Origin of the sequence: Lunatimonas lonarensis, from assembly GCF_000390185.1 — a bacterium.
GTDB classification, from domain to species: domain Bacteria; phylum Bacteroidota; class Bacteroidia; order Cytophagales; family Cyclobacteriaceae; genus Lunatimonas; species Lunatimonas lonarensis.
This window is the reverse complement of the sequence record NZ_AQHR01000120.1, coordinates 1-14,571: the sequence shown is the minus strand read 5'-3', so window position 1 is coordinate 14,571 and position 14,571 is coordinate 1. Positions and strand designations below refer to the sequence as shown.

Annotated in this window: 10 protein-coding genes and 1 pseudogene; 6 read left to right on the top strand and 5 right to left on the bottom strand. The window is 48.4% G+C overall.

Translation table 11 applies throughout. The annotated features are described in order from the left end of the window. Positions 1–134 precede the first annotated feature (134 nt). The 3 genes from ADIS_RS21425 to ADIS_RS21415 all read left to right on the top strand — a co-directional run bounded on the left by ADIS_RS21425 (position 135) and on the right by ADIS_RS21415 (position 4,886). Complete coding sequence (locus tag ADIS_RS21425) at positions 135–1,682, top strand: sulfatase family protein (RefSeq protein ID WP_010856833.1); 1,548 nt, start codon at positions 135–137, stop codon at positions 1,680–1,682. Positions 1,683–1,831: 149 nt separating this feature from the next. Beyond that, on the top strand, positions 1,832–3,298 hold the full coding sequence (locus ADIS_RS21420) for an alkaline phosphatase D family protein (RefSeq protein WP_010856832.1): 1,467 nt from the start codon (positions 1,832–1,834) through the stop codon (positions 3,296–3,298). Positions 3,299–3,341: 43 nt separating this feature from the next. Continuing rightward, the gene (locus tag ADIS_RS21415) at positions 3,342–4,886 is read left to right on the top strand and encodes a sulfatase family protein (protein ID WP_010856831.1); all 1,545 of its coding nucleotides are present in this window, start codon (positions 3,342–3,344) and stop codon (positions 4,884–4,886) included. A 710-nt stretch (positions 4,887–5,596) separates the two neighbouring features. Here the strand turns inward: ADIS_RS21415 and ADIS_RS21410 are convergent. Next, a complete protein-coding gene (locus tag ADIS_RS21410; RefSeq protein WP_010856829.1) occupies positions 5,597–5,974 on the bottom strand; it encodes a GxxExxY protein in 378 nt (125 codons plus the stop codon). Between the two features lie 963 nt (positions 5,975–6,937). On the opposite strand from ADIS_RS21410, the gene ADIS_RS21400 reads away from it, so the two are divergent. The 3 genes from ADIS_RS21400 to ADIS_RS21390 all read left to right on the top strand — a co-directional run bounded on the left by ADIS_RS21400 (position 6,938) and on the right by ADIS_RS21390 (position 11,433). Then, complete coding sequence (locus ADIS_RS21400) at positions 6,938–9,073, top strand: outer membrane protein assembly factor BamB family protein (RefSeq protein WP_010856826.1); 2,136 nt, start codon at positions 6,938–6,940, stop codon at positions 9,071–9,073. 81 nt (positions 9,074–9,154) lie between these two features. Continuing rightward, complete coding sequence (locus tag ADIS_RS21395; RefSeq protein ID WP_238325479.1) at positions 9,155–10,414, top strand: endo-1,4-beta-xylanase; 1,260 nt, start codon at positions 9,155–9,157, stop codon at positions 10,412–10,414. Further along, complete coding sequence (locus ADIS_RS21390; protein ID WP_010856824.1) at positions 10,411–11,433, top strand: quinone oxidoreductase family protein; 1,023 nt, start codon at positions 10,411–10,413, stop codon at positions 11,431–11,433. The genes ADIS_RS21395 and ADIS_RS21390 overlap by 4 nt, the downstream gene beginning before the upstream one ends. 21 nt (positions 11,434–11,454) lie before the next feature. Here ADIS_RS21390 and ADIS_RS21385 read toward each other — a convergent pair whose 3' ends face one another. The 4 genes and pseudogenes from ADIS_RS21385 to ADIS_RS21370 form a co-directional block, all read right to left on the bottom strand. Then, positions 11,455–12,270: a tetratricopeptide repeat protein gene (locus ADIS_RS21385; protein ID WP_010856823.1), complete on the bottom strand. Its 816-nt coding sequence runs from the start codon at positions 12,268–12,270 to the stop codon at positions 11,455–11,457. 145 nt (positions 12,271–12,415) lie between these two features. Continuing rightward, entirely contained in the window at positions 12,416–13,144 is a 729-nt protein-coding gene (locus tag ADIS_RS21380; RefSeq protein WP_010856822.1) for an SGNH/GDSL hydrolase family protein, read from the bottom strand. 43 nt (positions 13,145–13,187) lie between these two features. Continuing rightward, a complete protein-coding gene (locus ADIS_RS23510; RefSeq protein WP_010856821.1) occupies positions 13,188–13,874 on the bottom strand; it encodes an addiction module antidote protein in 687 nt (228 codons plus the stop codon). Beyond that, a pseudogene (locus ADIS_RS21370) lies at positions 13,855–14,142 on the bottom strand (type II toxin-antitoxin system RelE/ParE family toxin); the annotation flags it as partial. The gene ADIS_RS23510 and the pseudogene ADIS_RS21370, both read right to left, overlap by 20 nt. Between the last annotated feature and the right edge of the window lie 429 nt (positions 14,143–14,571).

Genomic DNA, 14,571 nt, shown 5'->3' with positions numbered 1-14,571 from the left:
GCAAAAATGCCATGAAGAGATCATTAAATCAAGCGATTTGTTTCCATTCCGGGTGTAAATGCTATAAAACAGTGTATGATATCCGTATAAAAATGACAAATTGCTTTATCTTGCCCCAAAAACGTACTTCACCCATGAACCGACTTATTCCCTTTGTATTGATTTTCGTTGCCAGTTTATCGTTTTTTCGTTGTAACCAAACGGCCGATACGGTCGATACCCAGGCACCACCCAACATCATCATTATCTACATGGATGATCTGGGCTATGGAGACATGAGTGCCTATGGGGCCACAGCTATCCAAACCCCCCATATGGATCGACTGGCCAATAAGGGTGTTCGCTTTACCAATGGCTATGCTTCTTCCGCCACCTGTAGCCCGAGTAGGTATGCCTTGCTGACCGGAAGGTATCCCTGGCGCAATGAGGATGCCAAGATACTTCCCGGAACCGCCCCCTTGCTCATAGGTTTGGATGAGCCCACCATGCCCAAAATGCTGAAAGAGCAGGGGTATCGAACGGGAGTTGTTGGCAAGTGGCACCTAGGTCTTGGTACCGGAAGGGTAGATTGGAATGCCCAAGTAATTCCCGGTCCAAATGAGGTTGGGTTTGATTATTCGTACATAATGGCTGCTACGCAGGACCGGGTGCCCACGGTTTACCTTGAAAATGGTACCGTAGTAGGCTTGGATCCTTCCGATCCGATCTTTGTGAGTTATGAGGGAAATTTCGAGGGTGAGCCAACGGGACTGGATAATCCGGAAATGCTCCGGATGCGCTGGCATCATGGTCACAATAACAGCATCGTCAACGGAATACCCCGTATCGGTTTTATGAAAGGTGGTGCGCAGGCCAAATGGATCGATGAAGACATGGCGGATGAATTTCTTCTTAAGTCCCAGGAATTTATTCGGAAAAATTCGGGAGAACCCTTTTTTCTTTATTACGCCATGCAGCAGCCGCACGTTCCGCGTACACCCCATCCCCGCTTTGAAGGCAAATCCGGTATGGGGCCAAGGGGAGATGTGATTTTGGAGGCAGATTGGTGTGTGGGAGAACTGCTGAAAACGCTGGAGGAAGAGGGTATTTTGGAAAATACGCTGATTGTTTTTTCCTCCGACAACGGGCCGGTGATCAATGACGGCTACTACGATGATGCCGTTGAGAAATTGGGTGAACATACGCCCTGGGGGCCGCTGCGGGGAGGAAAGTACAGCTTATTTGAAGCCGGAACACGGGTTCCATTTTTGGCCTATTGGGAAGGAACCATTTCTCCTAAGGTGTCCGACGCCCTTATAAGCCAGATTGATCTATTCAATTCCTTTGCGCAGCTTACAGGAAGTGGACAGCGCAGTGAAGATGGAGAGGATCTTTTGGAAGTATTGTTGGGAGAAAATCCGCAGGGGAGGGAAACCTTGGTACTGGAAGCCACCACCCGCACCGCTCTCCGTCACCAAAACTGGGTAATGATTCCTCCCTATAAGGGGCCGGCAGTAAATCAAATGGTTAACATAGAGCTAGGAAATGACGGTGAATTTCAATTGTACAACCTACATAACGATATTGGCCAACAACAAAATCTGGCTGCTACCCATACGGAAAAGTTAAAGGAACTAGTGGAGCTGTTTATTTCTATCCGGGGCGAAGGATACGTAGATACAGAAGCCTTAGAGCTTAAATAGGGGATAGATGGGGTATATCGACCCAAACACACATCCTCTAGGTGATAGGTGGTTTAATTCCTTTGCTGACCGTTTAACCCATTTTATTTTGTCCTTTTGGCGCGTTCCGGTATATTTATAGGGTATCCAGTACGATAAATGTTGATTTGATGGTAAAGTTTGCCCGTAGAATTTTCGTCAAAAAGGTGGGTTGGGGGGCATTTGGGTTCTCCTTTTTTGCCCATCAACCCCTTATTGCCCGCATGAGAAAGGCCTTGTTTTCTGCCAATGAAGACGAGAGGGTTTTCTTTACCACAGGGTTTAAGATCAGCGAGGTAACGGAATCCACTGCGATGGTGTGGACCCGCCTATGCCGGCAGGAGCATCCCAATCCGATTACGCACGAACGCGAAGACAAGGTCTTCCGTCACCCCGTAGATTTTGACGATGATCAGCCGATTTCCCAAATGGATGGGGGAGTAGAGCCCGGCCCGGGGTTTGTTCGGGTGAAACTTTATTCAGACACCGGAAAAATCGTTTCCCCTTGGGTTCAGGTATATCAGCGGGATGATTTTACCGCCAGGATTCCATTGGAGGGTTTACAGTCGGGAGTCACTTATCGTGTCGAACTGATTGCCAAGGCGACCGTAGATGGGCCGACGACCGTAGAAAAGGCCACCTTCACTACGCCCACTCCCCCGCAGGAGGCAGTTCCTGTTTTGCTCACCACCTCTACCTGCCAATATTTTTGGAGTTTTGATGAGCCTGAGCGGGGTTTTCGTACCTATGACAGCATGCGGCGGTTGGAACCTGATTTTTTCATCCAAACCGGTGATTATGTCTATTACGACAAACCGGGGCCACTTGCCAAAGATTTGGGCAGGGCTCGGCATAAGTGGCGGGCCATGGATGCCTGGCCGGCTATCCGGGATCTGTACCGGCAGGTGCCTATCTACATGCTCAAAGATGATCATGATTTGCTTAAGGACGACGTCCATCCCGCTTCCACCCCCTACGGAAACCTGAGTTATCAGGAAGGACTGAAACTTTGGTACGAAAATGTGCCGATCATAGGCAAGCCTTACCGGACCTTTAGGAGGGGAAAGGACCTGCAAATCTGGCTGGTAGAAGGCAGGGAATACCGCTCACCAAACGACGCGCCGGATGGCCCGGGAAAAACCATTTGGGGCAAGGAGCAGATAGCGTGGTTCAAGCAAACCGTAGAGGAATCGGACGCTACCTTCAAGCTTCTTTTTACAGCCACTCCTGTGGTGGGCCCGGACCGGGAAAATAAAAAGGACAACCATGCCAACAAAGTCTACGAAACGGAAGGCAATTGGCTGAGGCAATACCTATCCAGTATCGATCACCTGTATGTGGTAAATGGCGACCGGCATTGGCAGTATGTTTCCAAAGATGAACATACCGGTTTGCTGGAATTTGGCTCCGGCCCCATCAGCGATTACCACGCACAAGGCTGGGATCCCGATGACAAGCGACCCGAGCACCGCTTCCTGCGGGTCAAAGGTGGCTTTTTGAGCATACAGGTGGACAGGGTGGAAGGGAAGCCTTTTATTCGGTTTACCCACAGGGACGTGGGTGGCAACCCTACACATGAAGAGCAATTTACGGCTTAAGAACCGTCTGAAAGGTTAAGCCGCATTACAAATCAACTATATTATGAATCTATCTGCTAATCAATACAGAAGCCAGTCACTGCCTTGCAGAGGTTGGTTTATCGTGGTCATCGCATTGCTTTCTTATGCCTGTGGAGGGAAATCTCCGGAATCGTCTGGTACGGAGTTGCCCAACATTGTCCTACTGCTGGGGGATGACCATGGATGGGACGAGGTAGGGTACAACGGCCACCCCTATATCAAGACACCAGTCCTCGATGAAATGGCGGCAAGGGGCCTTCGGATGGACCGGTTTTTTTCGGCATCACCGGTTTGCTCTCCTACCCGCGGAAGTATTATGACGGGCCGTCACCCGAACCGGTACGGCACCTTTACCCCCGGACATTCCATCCGTCCGGAGGAGATTAGCGTGGCGCAGCTGTTGAAGCAGGCGGGGTATGCAACGGCCCATTTTGGCAAATGGCATCTTGGACCCGTAAAGGCAGCTTCCCCCACCAATCCCGGTGCCATGGGCTTTGATCATTGGGTTTCCCACGACAATTTTTTTGAAATGGACCCTCCCTTGTCCGTCAATGGTGCCGATCCGGTGATTTTTAAGGGCGAGGGATCCCAGGTGGTAGTCGATGAAGCCATCCGGTTCATTCAAAAAGCAAAGGAAAACGGACAACCATTCTTCGTGGTCATTTGGTACGGGTCGCCGCATGAGCCCTACAGTGGATTGGAAGAAGACTTGGCGCTTTATAGGGACCTGCCATCGGATTTTGGTGACCGGATGGTAAGGCTTACGTCCAATGAAACCGGCGGCACGGTGGAGCGGCCTCAGCGGGAAGTGCTGATTGAACGGTTTGCGGAGATTACGGCTATGGATAGGTCCATTGGTGTGATGCGCGATTATCTCGAAGAATCCGGTCTGCGCAGGCAGACGCTTCTTTGGTATTTTGGGGATAATGGTACTCCACAGGAGGGGGTTGCCACCCTGCCTTTTCGGGGCATGAAAGGGCAGGTTTACGATGGTGGCATCCGAGTACCGAGCGTGCTGGAGTGGCCGGACCGGATTCCGTATCCCATGATCAGTGCAGTGAACGGCGTAAGTACGGACGTTTTGCCAACGCTATGCGAACTGGCTGGCGTCCCGTTGCCAAATCGCCCCTTGGACGGGGTCAGCCTCGTGGGGATGTTCGACAATATCCTGATGGATCGACCTTCGCCAATCGGTTTTTGGAACGGACGGGATAGGCAGGGCGACGCACTTGAACCCTATATAGATGCCGAACTTCAACGGGGTACCACCCCACTGGTCAAACTCATGAATGGTGTGGCTACCCGCAATTTCGTGAATTTTCGATATACAGATATACAGGAAGAAGATTTTCGGGGGCCACGTGCCTGGTTGGACAACCAATACAAACTGGTCATTCATGGGGGCACCGGATCCGATGCAAATAGGGAATTGTTTGATGTGTTGGCCGACCCGGAGGAACAGGTTGACCTGATAGAAAAGATGCCTGAACTTGCGGATAAAATGGAAAGAGAGCTTCGGACTTGGCAGCAGTCGGTTCTGGAAAGTTTAATAGGCAGCGATTACTAAAATAGGTCCGGGAAGGTGGCGGTTAATTTTTAAACCGCAAAGAGCGCAAAGAGTTACGCAAAGATCGCAGAGGGTGTAAAAATATTTCTTCGCGTTCTTGGCGCCTACTTGGCGTCCTTGGCGGTTAATTTTCAAACCGCAAAGATCGCGGAGGTTAACGCAAAGATCGCAGAGGATTTTTTTATTCTTTGCTTTGTGTCCTTCGCGCCTACTTGGCGTCCTTGGCGGTTAAATTTTAAACCGCAAAGTTTGCGGAGGTTAACGCAAAGAGCGCAGAGGTTTTTTTTATTCTTTGCTTTGTGTCCTTGGTGCCTACTTGGCGTCCTTGGCGGTTAATTATCAAACCGCAAAGAGCGCAAAGGGTTACGCAAAGCTCGCAAAGGTTTTTTTATTCTTCGTTTTGCGTTCTTGGCGCCTACTTGGCGTCCTTGGCGGTTAATTTTCAAACCGCAAAGATCGCAAAGGGTTACGCAAAGATCGCAGAGGGTGTAAAAATATTTCTTCGCGTCCTTGGCGCCTACTTGGCGTCTTTGGCGGTTAATTTTCAAACCGCAAAGTTCGCAAAGGATTACGCAAAGATCGCAGAGGTTTTTTTCTATAATTCGCGTCCTTGGCGGTTAATTTTTAAACTGCAAAGAGCGCGGAAGGTGTTTTGTTTTTTACTTAGCGTTCTTGCTGGTTATGAAAGAATGATTAAAAGTGTTTTCTTCTCAGAGCCCATTTACCACCCTTTTTATTCCGGATTTTAGTATTGAGACGTTGAAGTTTATCAAAAGCCCCAATTTGTAGTCTCCTAATTTCAGATACGTTAGTGTTTGAGCTAAATGGACACTATTTAATGCCTCAACACTTTTAATTTCAATCACAACGCGGCTTTCGACCAAAAGATCCAATCGGTAACCACAATCCAACTTCACCTCTTCAAAAATCAAAGGCATTGGTTTTTCTTTTTCGACAAGTAAGCCCGATGTTCTAATTTTATAGTACAAACACTCCTTATATGCGTTTTCCAATAACCCGGGCCCTAAGGACGTATGGACATCTATTGCCATGCCGATTACTTTGTTTGCTACTTCATTCTCGGTCATCTCTTAGGTTAGTTAGTACAAGCATCGTAAATTACGGATTTACCTTCATTATTCAGGAATCCCAACTCCTAAAATTTAATTTCAGCGCGTCCTTGGCGTTTAATTTTCAAACCGCAAAGAGCGCAAAGGGTTACGCAAAGATCGCAGAGGGTGTAAAAATATTTCTTCGCGTCCTTGGCGCCTACTTGGCGTCCTTGGCGGTTAATTTTCAAACAGCAAAGTTCGTAAAGGATTACGCAAAGATCGCAGAGGTTTTTTAATTCTTTGCTTTGCGTTCTTGGCGCCTACTTGGCGTCCTTGGCGGTTAATTATCAAACCGCAAAGTTCGCAAAGGGTTACGCAAAGCTCGCAAAGGTTTTTTTATTCTTCGTTTTGCGTTCTTGGCGCCTACTTGGCGTCCTTGGCGGTAAATTATCAAACAGCAAAGTTCGCAAAGGATTACGCAAAGATCGCAGAGGTTTTTTAATTCTTTGCTTTGCGTTCTTGGCGCCTACTTGGCGTCCTTGGCGGTAAATTATCAAACCGCAAAGTTCGCAAAGGGTTACGCAAAGCTCGCAGAGGTTTTTTTTTATTCTTTGCTTTGCGTTCTTGGCGCCTACTTCGCGTCCTTGGCGGTTAATTATCAAACCGCAAAGAGCGCAAAGGGTTACGCAAAGATCGCAGAGGTTTTTTTTATTCTTTGCTTTGCGTTCTTGGCGTCTACTTGGCGTCCTTTGCGGTTAATTCTTAAACCGCAAAGATCGCAGAGGGTGTAAAAATATTTCTTTGCGTCCTTCGCGCCTACTTTGCGTCCTTGGCGGTTCCAAATATAACCGCAAAGAGCGCAAAGGTTTTTTACCAGTGGTCAATTATTTTGTGGGAGAGTTCTGGATTATTCGGATATTGTAGCAGGTTATATGTTAGTGGGTATCCAATACCAACTAAACATTGGATTTATCTGTGTAATTCAACTAAACGGTGTGGTTGTATAGGAAAGAATACTTGTTGCCTAGGTCAGTCATTTGGCTTTGGCTCTTTTTTTGGGTGATCGAGAGCTGTTCTTCACCAAAATGGGAACAGGAGGTGGATTGGCGGGAATATTTGGGTGGGCCGGACCGAAACCATTATTCTGCGCTGGCTCAAATCCATGCAGGGAATGTGGAGGACTTGCAGATCGCTTGGGTCTACCATACGGGTGATAGCGGCCATATGCAGACCAATCCCATCATCGTGGATAGGGTACTTTATGGGATGACCGCAGGGTTACGTCCCTTTGCTTTAGACGCTGCTTCGGGCAAAGAGATTTGGAAGCATGAAGCGGGTGTCAAGGATGCCTTTAGCGTGAGTAGGGGCGTGGTATATTGGGAGAAGGGCAATGATAAACGGATCCTGTATTCCCAAAGCGAATGGCTATATGCCGTGGATGCCCGTACCGGCGGGAGTATAGACACCTTTGGAGACAAGGGGAGGGTAAGTTTGAAAACCGGCCTTGGACCAACCGCTGCGGACAAAATGGTGCTTTCCAATACACCGGGAACGGTGGTGGGCGATTTGATCATCATGCCGCTGCGGGTAGCTGAAGACCATCGGGCGGCATTGGGACATATTCAGGCATTTGACATCAGGACAGGCGAGCTAGCCTGGGTTTTCCATACCATTCCCCATCCTGGTGAATACGGCAACGACACCTGGCCGGCTGATGCGTATAAAAATAACGGCATAGGCGGAGCGAATAACTGGGCAGGAATGGCGGTAGACCGCAAGCGAGGGATCGTGTATGTGCCTACCGGATCAGCAGCCCCGGATTTTTATGGTGGAGACCGAATCGGTGCCAATCTCTTTGCCAATACACTGTTGGCGTTGGATGGGGCTACCGGGAAACGGATCTGGCACTACCAGCTGGTTCACCACGACATCCTGGACATGGATTTGCCCGCACCTCCCAATTTGATACAGGTAACCCATGAAGGAAGGTTGATCGACGCCGTGGCGCAGGTAACCAAACACGGGTACGTATTTTTGTTTGATAGAGAGACGGGCGTTCCCCTGTTTCCGGTAGAGGAGGTCTCCGTGCCCCCATCTACCATTCCGGGTGAGCAAGCTTGGCCCACACAGCCGATTCCGACCAAACCGCCGCCTTTTGCCAGACAGGTCATTTCCGATTCAATGATCAGTACCCTTGCGGGCAACCGGGCCGAACTTCAGGAGATTCTACGGGAGAGCGGATATCAGGGATCCTTTACACCTCTCAATGAAAAGGGAATGCTGGTATTTCCAGGCTTAAGCGGGGGCGCTATATGGGGTGGCGCTGCGGCTGATCCGGATGGTATTTTGTATGTAAACAGCAATGAAATGGCCCGGTACATGGGGATTGGGCCGAGTGCCTCCCAGGAACAGTTGCAGGCAATGGGTCTGGGAATGAGGGTATATACCCTCAACTGCGCACCTTGCCATGGGAAGAATCGAGCCGGGCATCCTGCCAGTGGCTACCCCTCCTTGGAGCGTCTGTTGGATCGAAAGACCAAAGAGGAAGTGCTGGGGATCGTTTCCGGAGGAAAAGGCATGATGCCGGCATTTCCGGGTATATCACTTTCGGAAAAGGAGGCCTTGCTTGCGTATTTAAGTGAATCCGATGCGCTCTCGGAGGCGGGCGACGAACCTGGAATAGTGTCCGCCAAGGATTCTATCTCTGTTCCAGCTTTTGTGGTCAATCGGTATATGAAGTTTCTGGATGATCAGGGATATCCCGCCATTCAACCGCCCTGGGGCACCCTGAATGCCATTGACCTAAACACAGGCGAATTCCGGTGGACGATACCGTTTGGAGCGTATCCGGAATTGGCGGCAAAGGGGATTCCGCCTACCGGAACGGAAAGCTTTGGAGGTCCGCTCGTAACCGGGAGTGGTCTGTTGTTCATTGCCGCTACGCAGGATGGCAAGTTTCGGGCTTATGACAAACAAAATGGGCAATTGCTCTGGGAGACGGTGCTGCCTGCGGCGAGTTTTGCTACTCCAAGTACCTATTCGATCCACGGTAGACAATACGTGGTGCTAGCCTGTGGCGGAGGGCGTTTTAATACTCCCAAAGGAGATATGTACGTGGCATTTGCACTGCCCTAACCTCCGGTATGGTTGTAAAATAACTGGAAAACACGTAATATGCTGGCAATAACCTACCTGTTGGTATTAACCGAAATATTTATGGCAATTAGAGAATTGAACGTATCAAGTTTACTACTGCTTTTCATGATTCTTTACCCGGTAAGCCTGTTTGGGCAAGTAGAAACCGATGATTCCCGGATCGATAAGCACCGAAAGGGTCACCTGAAAGTCTACGCCAAGCCTGGGGAGGAAGTGCATATCCGGCAGCTATCCCACGAGTTTTGGTTTGGCGCCGCCTTGAGTAACGGGTTTGTGGGTTCCATGTCCGAGGCGGACAAAGAGCAATATGCAGAAAAATTTCTGAAGAACTTCAATTCGGCGGTAACCGAAAATGCCTTGAAGTGGCATAGCATGGAAAAGGAAAAGGGAGTGGTGGATTACGGGGTAGTAGATGCCCTATTGGCTTGGACAGACCAACACCATATTCCCCTCCGGGGACACAATATTTTTTGGGGTATCCCCAAGTTTGTACAGGAATGGTTAAAGGATCTCGACGATGAGTCGCTGGAGCAAACGTTGCGCGTCCGAGCACTGGATGTGAGTACGAGGTATCGTGGCCGTTTCGCCGGCTATGACCTGAACAACGAAATGGTACACGGAAATTATTATGAGGACCGTCTGGGGCCTGAGATCACCAAGAAGATGGTGGACTGGTCGCACCAGGGGGACCCGGATGCACAATTGTTTTTGAACGACTACGATATCCTGACCGGAAACCGACTGGATGACTACCTGCGTCAGATTAGAGGCCTTATTGCCCAAGGTGTGCGAATCGCCGGCATTGGTGTTCAGGGTCACCTACATGGGGACAGTTTTGACAGGAATGAGCTAAGAAGAGCTCTCGACTCCCTCGCTGTTTTTGGCTTGCCGATTCTGGTGACGGAGTTCAATGTGCCTGGGCAGCGTTCTAAGTATTACCGCGAGAATATCCGGGAATTGACACCTGAAGAAGAGCGGTTTACCGCCGCGGAGTTGGTTGATTATTATCGGATATGCTTTGCGCATCCCTCGGTAGAGGGGATTTTGATGTGGGGCTTCTGGGCCGGTGCCAATTGGATACCTGCTTCTTCCCTTTACCGCAGGGATTGGTCACCCACCGCGTTGGCGGATGCCTATCAAAACCTGGTGTACAGGCAATGGTGGACCGAACATCGTGCCACGGTAGACCAAAACGGATTCCTGTCCCTCCCGGCCTTTTATGGCACGTATGAAGTGAAGGTGGGTGAAGATGTGCGCAAAGTTAGCTTGGAAAGAGGTAGGGGCAGTGTACACGTAGATTTTTTTAGGGCAAGCAAATGAGGCAGTTTACGTTGGTGAAGTATGGGAGGGCAAGCGAGGCATTTGAACTGAACGAAGTACAGAGTCCAATTCCCGAACCTAGCCAATTACTAATTCAGGTGGAGGGCTTTGGACTAAACTTTGCCGATGTAATGGCCAGGCAGGGACTTTACAGGGAGGCACCTCCTTTGCCGTTTGTTCCCGGTTACGAGGTAGTTGGCGTCGTTATAGGTCAAGGAAAGCAAGTGTCCGGTTTGTGGGTTGGAAAGCGGGTGGTTGCTTTTACGCGCTTTGGCGGCTATGCGGATACCGCCCTTGCGGATTACCGGGCCGCGGCACCTATTGATCCCCAGGTTTCCGGAGCCGTTGCCTGTGCCCTTGCCACGCAGTATTGTACCGCCTATTATATGACGGATTATGCCTATACCCTTCGGGGAGGGGGTATCGCACTGATACACGCCGCCGCCGGCGGGGTAGGGACAGCGTTGGTCCAACTCTGTAAACGAAAGGGTTTGTTCACTATCGGCTTATGTGGTTCTGATGCAAAACGGGAATACCTGGTCGCATTAGGGGTGGACTTGCCGATTCGTTATAAAGAAGAGGACTATGCAGCGATTATCGAAAAGAAATTCGGCCATAGAAGCGTGGATTATATTTTTAACACAACCATGGGGCCAAGCTTTTCCGTAGACCGCCGCCTGTTGAGCCCCGGAGGTAAGCTTTTTTGTTTTGGCGGTGCATCCCGCAGCGGATCCCGCCCCAGTTTGGTCAGAGATCTATCATTTTTCCTCCGTACCGGTTTTATCAGCCCTTTGTTCACCATGATGCAATCCCAAGCGATAATCGGCGTAAATATGTTGCGTTTGGCAGATGAAAAGATTGAGATTATCGGTGCCTGTCTCCGCGAGTTGGTGGCACTTAACCGAACAGGAGAAATAGAACCCAGCGTCGGAGGGGAGTTTAGCTTTTCCGAGCTTTCCGACGCCCATGGGTTATTGGAATCAGGCAAAAGCACGGGGAAGCTTTACGTTTCTTGGTAGTATTTATTCCCGTAGCCTCGATTAGTTCATTCCGGTACCCCGATTGGTTCCAAATTGGTTCACAATGGATTTTGCAAGGGGATTGCCGTTTTGCGCAGCTTTTCGGATATCCCGCATCCCTTGGGTTGGATTGTCTTCCAGTAAGCAGATTCCCCTTCTCGCCATCGCATCGTAGTGATCCGGCTTCCGCTTCAAAACTTCGTCAAAATCCTCAATGGCCCAATCGGAATAGCCAAGCTTCATCAAGGCGAACCCACGGTTGTAATGGGCGGAGATATTGTCGCTTTCCAAATTGAGGTAGGCGTTCAGCGCGGTTACCACACCCAAGCCATCACCTTGGTACCCTCGGGCGATGCCTAGGTAAAAGTAGGGTTGGGGGCGTTCCGGTTCGCGCTCGATGGCCAATTGAAGAAATTCCTCGGCACTTTTGAAACGTTGGTTTTTGATCATCGTCCGTCCCAGTAACACCAGAATATCGTAGTCTTCAGGGTCGTGCATGGCGGCTTTCAGCAGCAGTTTTTCAGCCTCCGGTAGGTTATCCTCTTTCCAAGCGATCTTTCCAAGACCCGCATACGCTTGTGCGTAGGTGGGCTGATACTTTAGGATCATCCGGTAGTCTTCTTTTGCTTTTTGGTAATCTTCCAGTTCTTCGTAGGCCCTCGCCCGTAGATGGAGGGATTTTACGTCGGTTATACTGACAAAAAGCACCCGGTCAAACTCCGCGATGGCTTTTTCATACTCCTGGTTTTTAAAATACGCCTCGCCTCTCTGAAACTGTCCAATACAACCGCCCAACAGAAATATGCAGGCCAAAAAACCTAGGTGGAAAATCTTCATACGAACCGTTAAATTACTAATTGATTAGTTAAATATACACCAAATGTGTGGATATTAAAACTTTAACGAAAAAAAAATGGTGAGGTTAGAGATTTGGGGTGGTTTTGCGGTGAAATTGAGCGGGAGGATTCTTTTCTGGATACGATCATTCTATGAAGTACCGAAGGATTTCCGTGGCAATGATCTCGTGCCCCTTTTGATTGGGATGATTGACCTGCGACATATAGTCCTCTATGCAGTTACAGGCCTTATCAATTTGTTGAAAGAGGGAAAAGACATCGGCCAACCCAACCGAATGGGCAGCGGCCAGCTCAACAATCTGATCGGAATGGCTTTTCAGCGGATCCGCTGGATTTAGCAGATCGGATCGCATATCCGGGGAGGGGGTGAGCAGGATCACTTTAATGCCCCGTTGGGTGGCCTGCACGATCATGTCCGTCCAGGCTTTTTTGGCAGCTTCCAATCCTATCCCTCTGTCATTTAGCGCATAGTCAATGAACAGGATATCCGGCTGATGATTGAGTACCTCATCTACAAATCTGGCTTGACCACTATGGGCGTTTTCACCCCCTTTTGCCGTGACGATCGCATTGATTACTGCATGGGGATACCGATCTTTCAATAGTCCCAGCAGTTGAAAGGGATAGGCATCAAGGGTATTTACGATCGGTGTTTTGAAAAATCCGGCGGGAACACTGTGGCCGTGAAAAACCAGGTTGATGGTCCTGTTTTGCGGCCATTCCTTGGTCAGTTCGCTTTTGATTTCCTCCAGGTAGTGGGGAGTTGGCATCAAATGGGCATTGGATGGCTTCCCTTGCCCAAAAGCCATGGGTTGGATAAGAAACAGGCAAAAGCAAATTAGTAAGGATCTCATTTCTTTTTTTGTTTTTTCTTTCCTCTTTTATCGATGGCACCGCTTATTTTTTACCATAGAAGAGAAACTCAGCCAGCGAAGTATTGCTCCAATTATTTCCAAGTATGGGTTTTATAGGTGATATCGGAACTATTGGGCGGATTGGTGCGATTTTTTGAATTCCTTTGATTTTCTCGATGTTGGTAATTAGACCTACAGCCCCTTTTCTTGCCCCAACCGCCAAACCTTTTTTGTCATAAACGATTCCTTCTATGTACCAACCTAAGAAGTTGCCATTAAACCCGATTACACACAGTTCTCTTCCATCATTGTTGACAAATGCAACAGGGGTTCCGTCCCACATATAAATTGTTCCGTTGTTGTCGAAGTCTATATAAGCCCTCGCTTCCCCTTCGCTATCAAAAAGGGCTATTTGTTGTGCATTTACGGTTGTTAAACCTAATAGGATAAAAAGTCCAATGATTATTCTTAATTGACCACCTACAGCTTTTAATACTTTCATTATTGTTTCAAATTGGGGCTTTGATCCTGTTGATAGGGCTTTATACAAGCTTGGCCTACTCATCCCTGTTTCTTCCGCTATTTTGGACATACCAATTGCTTTTGCGATGTGCCCAAGCGCAACAACTACATCATCATTATCACCTTCCTCCAAAACAGAATTCAAATATTCTGCAATCATTTCTTTACTGTCCAAATAATCTGCAATATCAAATTTTGATGTTTCCATATTTCTTCATTTTTATCCTGTTCCAAATTTCCTTTGATTTTTCAATATCCTTTTGTTGGGTTGATTTTTCTCCCCCTAAAAGAAGAATAATGATTTTGCCTTCTCTTTCATTGCAGTAGATTCTATATCCTTTGGCATAATCTATTCTCAATTCATGAATACCTTCACCAACCGGTTTACAATCCCCGAAATGTTCGCCATTTTCAAGTTTCTGGATCCTAAACAAAATTTTCGCTTTTGCTCTTAGATCCTTCAACTTTCTCAACCACTTGTCAAATTCAACATATTTTCAATAAAATACATTTAATTGTCTGTCTTCATTCGGATACAAGATTACATGTTTTTTCTAGATTTAAAAGTTCTTCGAATATAATTAGGGTCTTTTGAAATGTGCCATAACGGGATTCAACTTGGAGACGGCAGGCCTGTCTGCCGCCAGGCAGGCATTAGCAGCCGTTCGCTTCCAGCCTACTCCTAACTTTTTTTTAAGATACTGAATTTTCTTTATACTCTGAACCGCCCCATGTTTTCTTAGGTGCTGTGTGTGCCCGGCATGGGCATCTGGTATCGAAGATACCATACTATTCCAGAGGGTGTACTGATCTCTCAGCATCCCTTATCCCGAAGATCGGGATCTTTGCAAAGCCTGCCAATGGTCTAGCCCCCTATTAATCGGACTTTATTTTTTTTGATATTG

Excerpts from the sequence above, each read along its gene's own strand:
- ADIS_RS21425 (WP_010856833.1), top strand. The coding sequence starts at position 135 with ATGAACCGACTTATTCCCTTTGTATTGATTTTCGTTGCCAGTTTATCG.
- ADIS_RS21420 (WP_010856832.1), top strand. The coding sequence starts at position 1,832 with ATGGTAAAGTTTGCCCGTAGAATTTTCGTCAAAAAGGTGGGTTGGGGG.
- ADIS_RS21415 (WP_010856831.1), top strand. The coding sequence starts at position 3,342 with ATGAATCTATCTGCTAATCAATACAGAAGCCAGTCACTGCCTTGCAGA.
- ADIS_RS21410 (WP_010856829.1), bottom strand. The coding sequence starts at position 5,974 with ATGACCGAGAATGAAGTAGCAAACAAAGTAATCGGCATGGCAATAGAT.
- ADIS_RS21395 (WP_238325479.1), top strand. The coding sequence starts at position 9,155 with ATGGCAATTAGAGAATTGAACGTATCAAGTTTACTACTGCTTTTCATG.
- ADIS_RS21390 (WP_010856824.1), top strand. The coding sequence starts at position 10,411 with ATGAGGCAGTTTACGTTGGTGAAGTATGGGAGGGCAAGCGAGGCATTT.
- ADIS_RS21385 (WP_010856823.1), bottom strand. The coding sequence starts at position 12,270 with ATGAAGATTTTCCACCTAGGTTTTTTGGCCTGCATATTTCTGTTGGGC.
- ADIS_RS21380 (WP_010856822.1), bottom strand. The coding sequence starts at position 13,144 with ATGAGATCCTTACTAATTTGCTTTTGCCTGTTTCTTATCCAACCCATG.
- ADIS_RS23510 (WP_010856821.1), bottom strand. The coding sequence starts at position 13,874 with ATGGAAACATCAAAATTTGATATTGCAGATTATTTGGACAGTAAAGAA.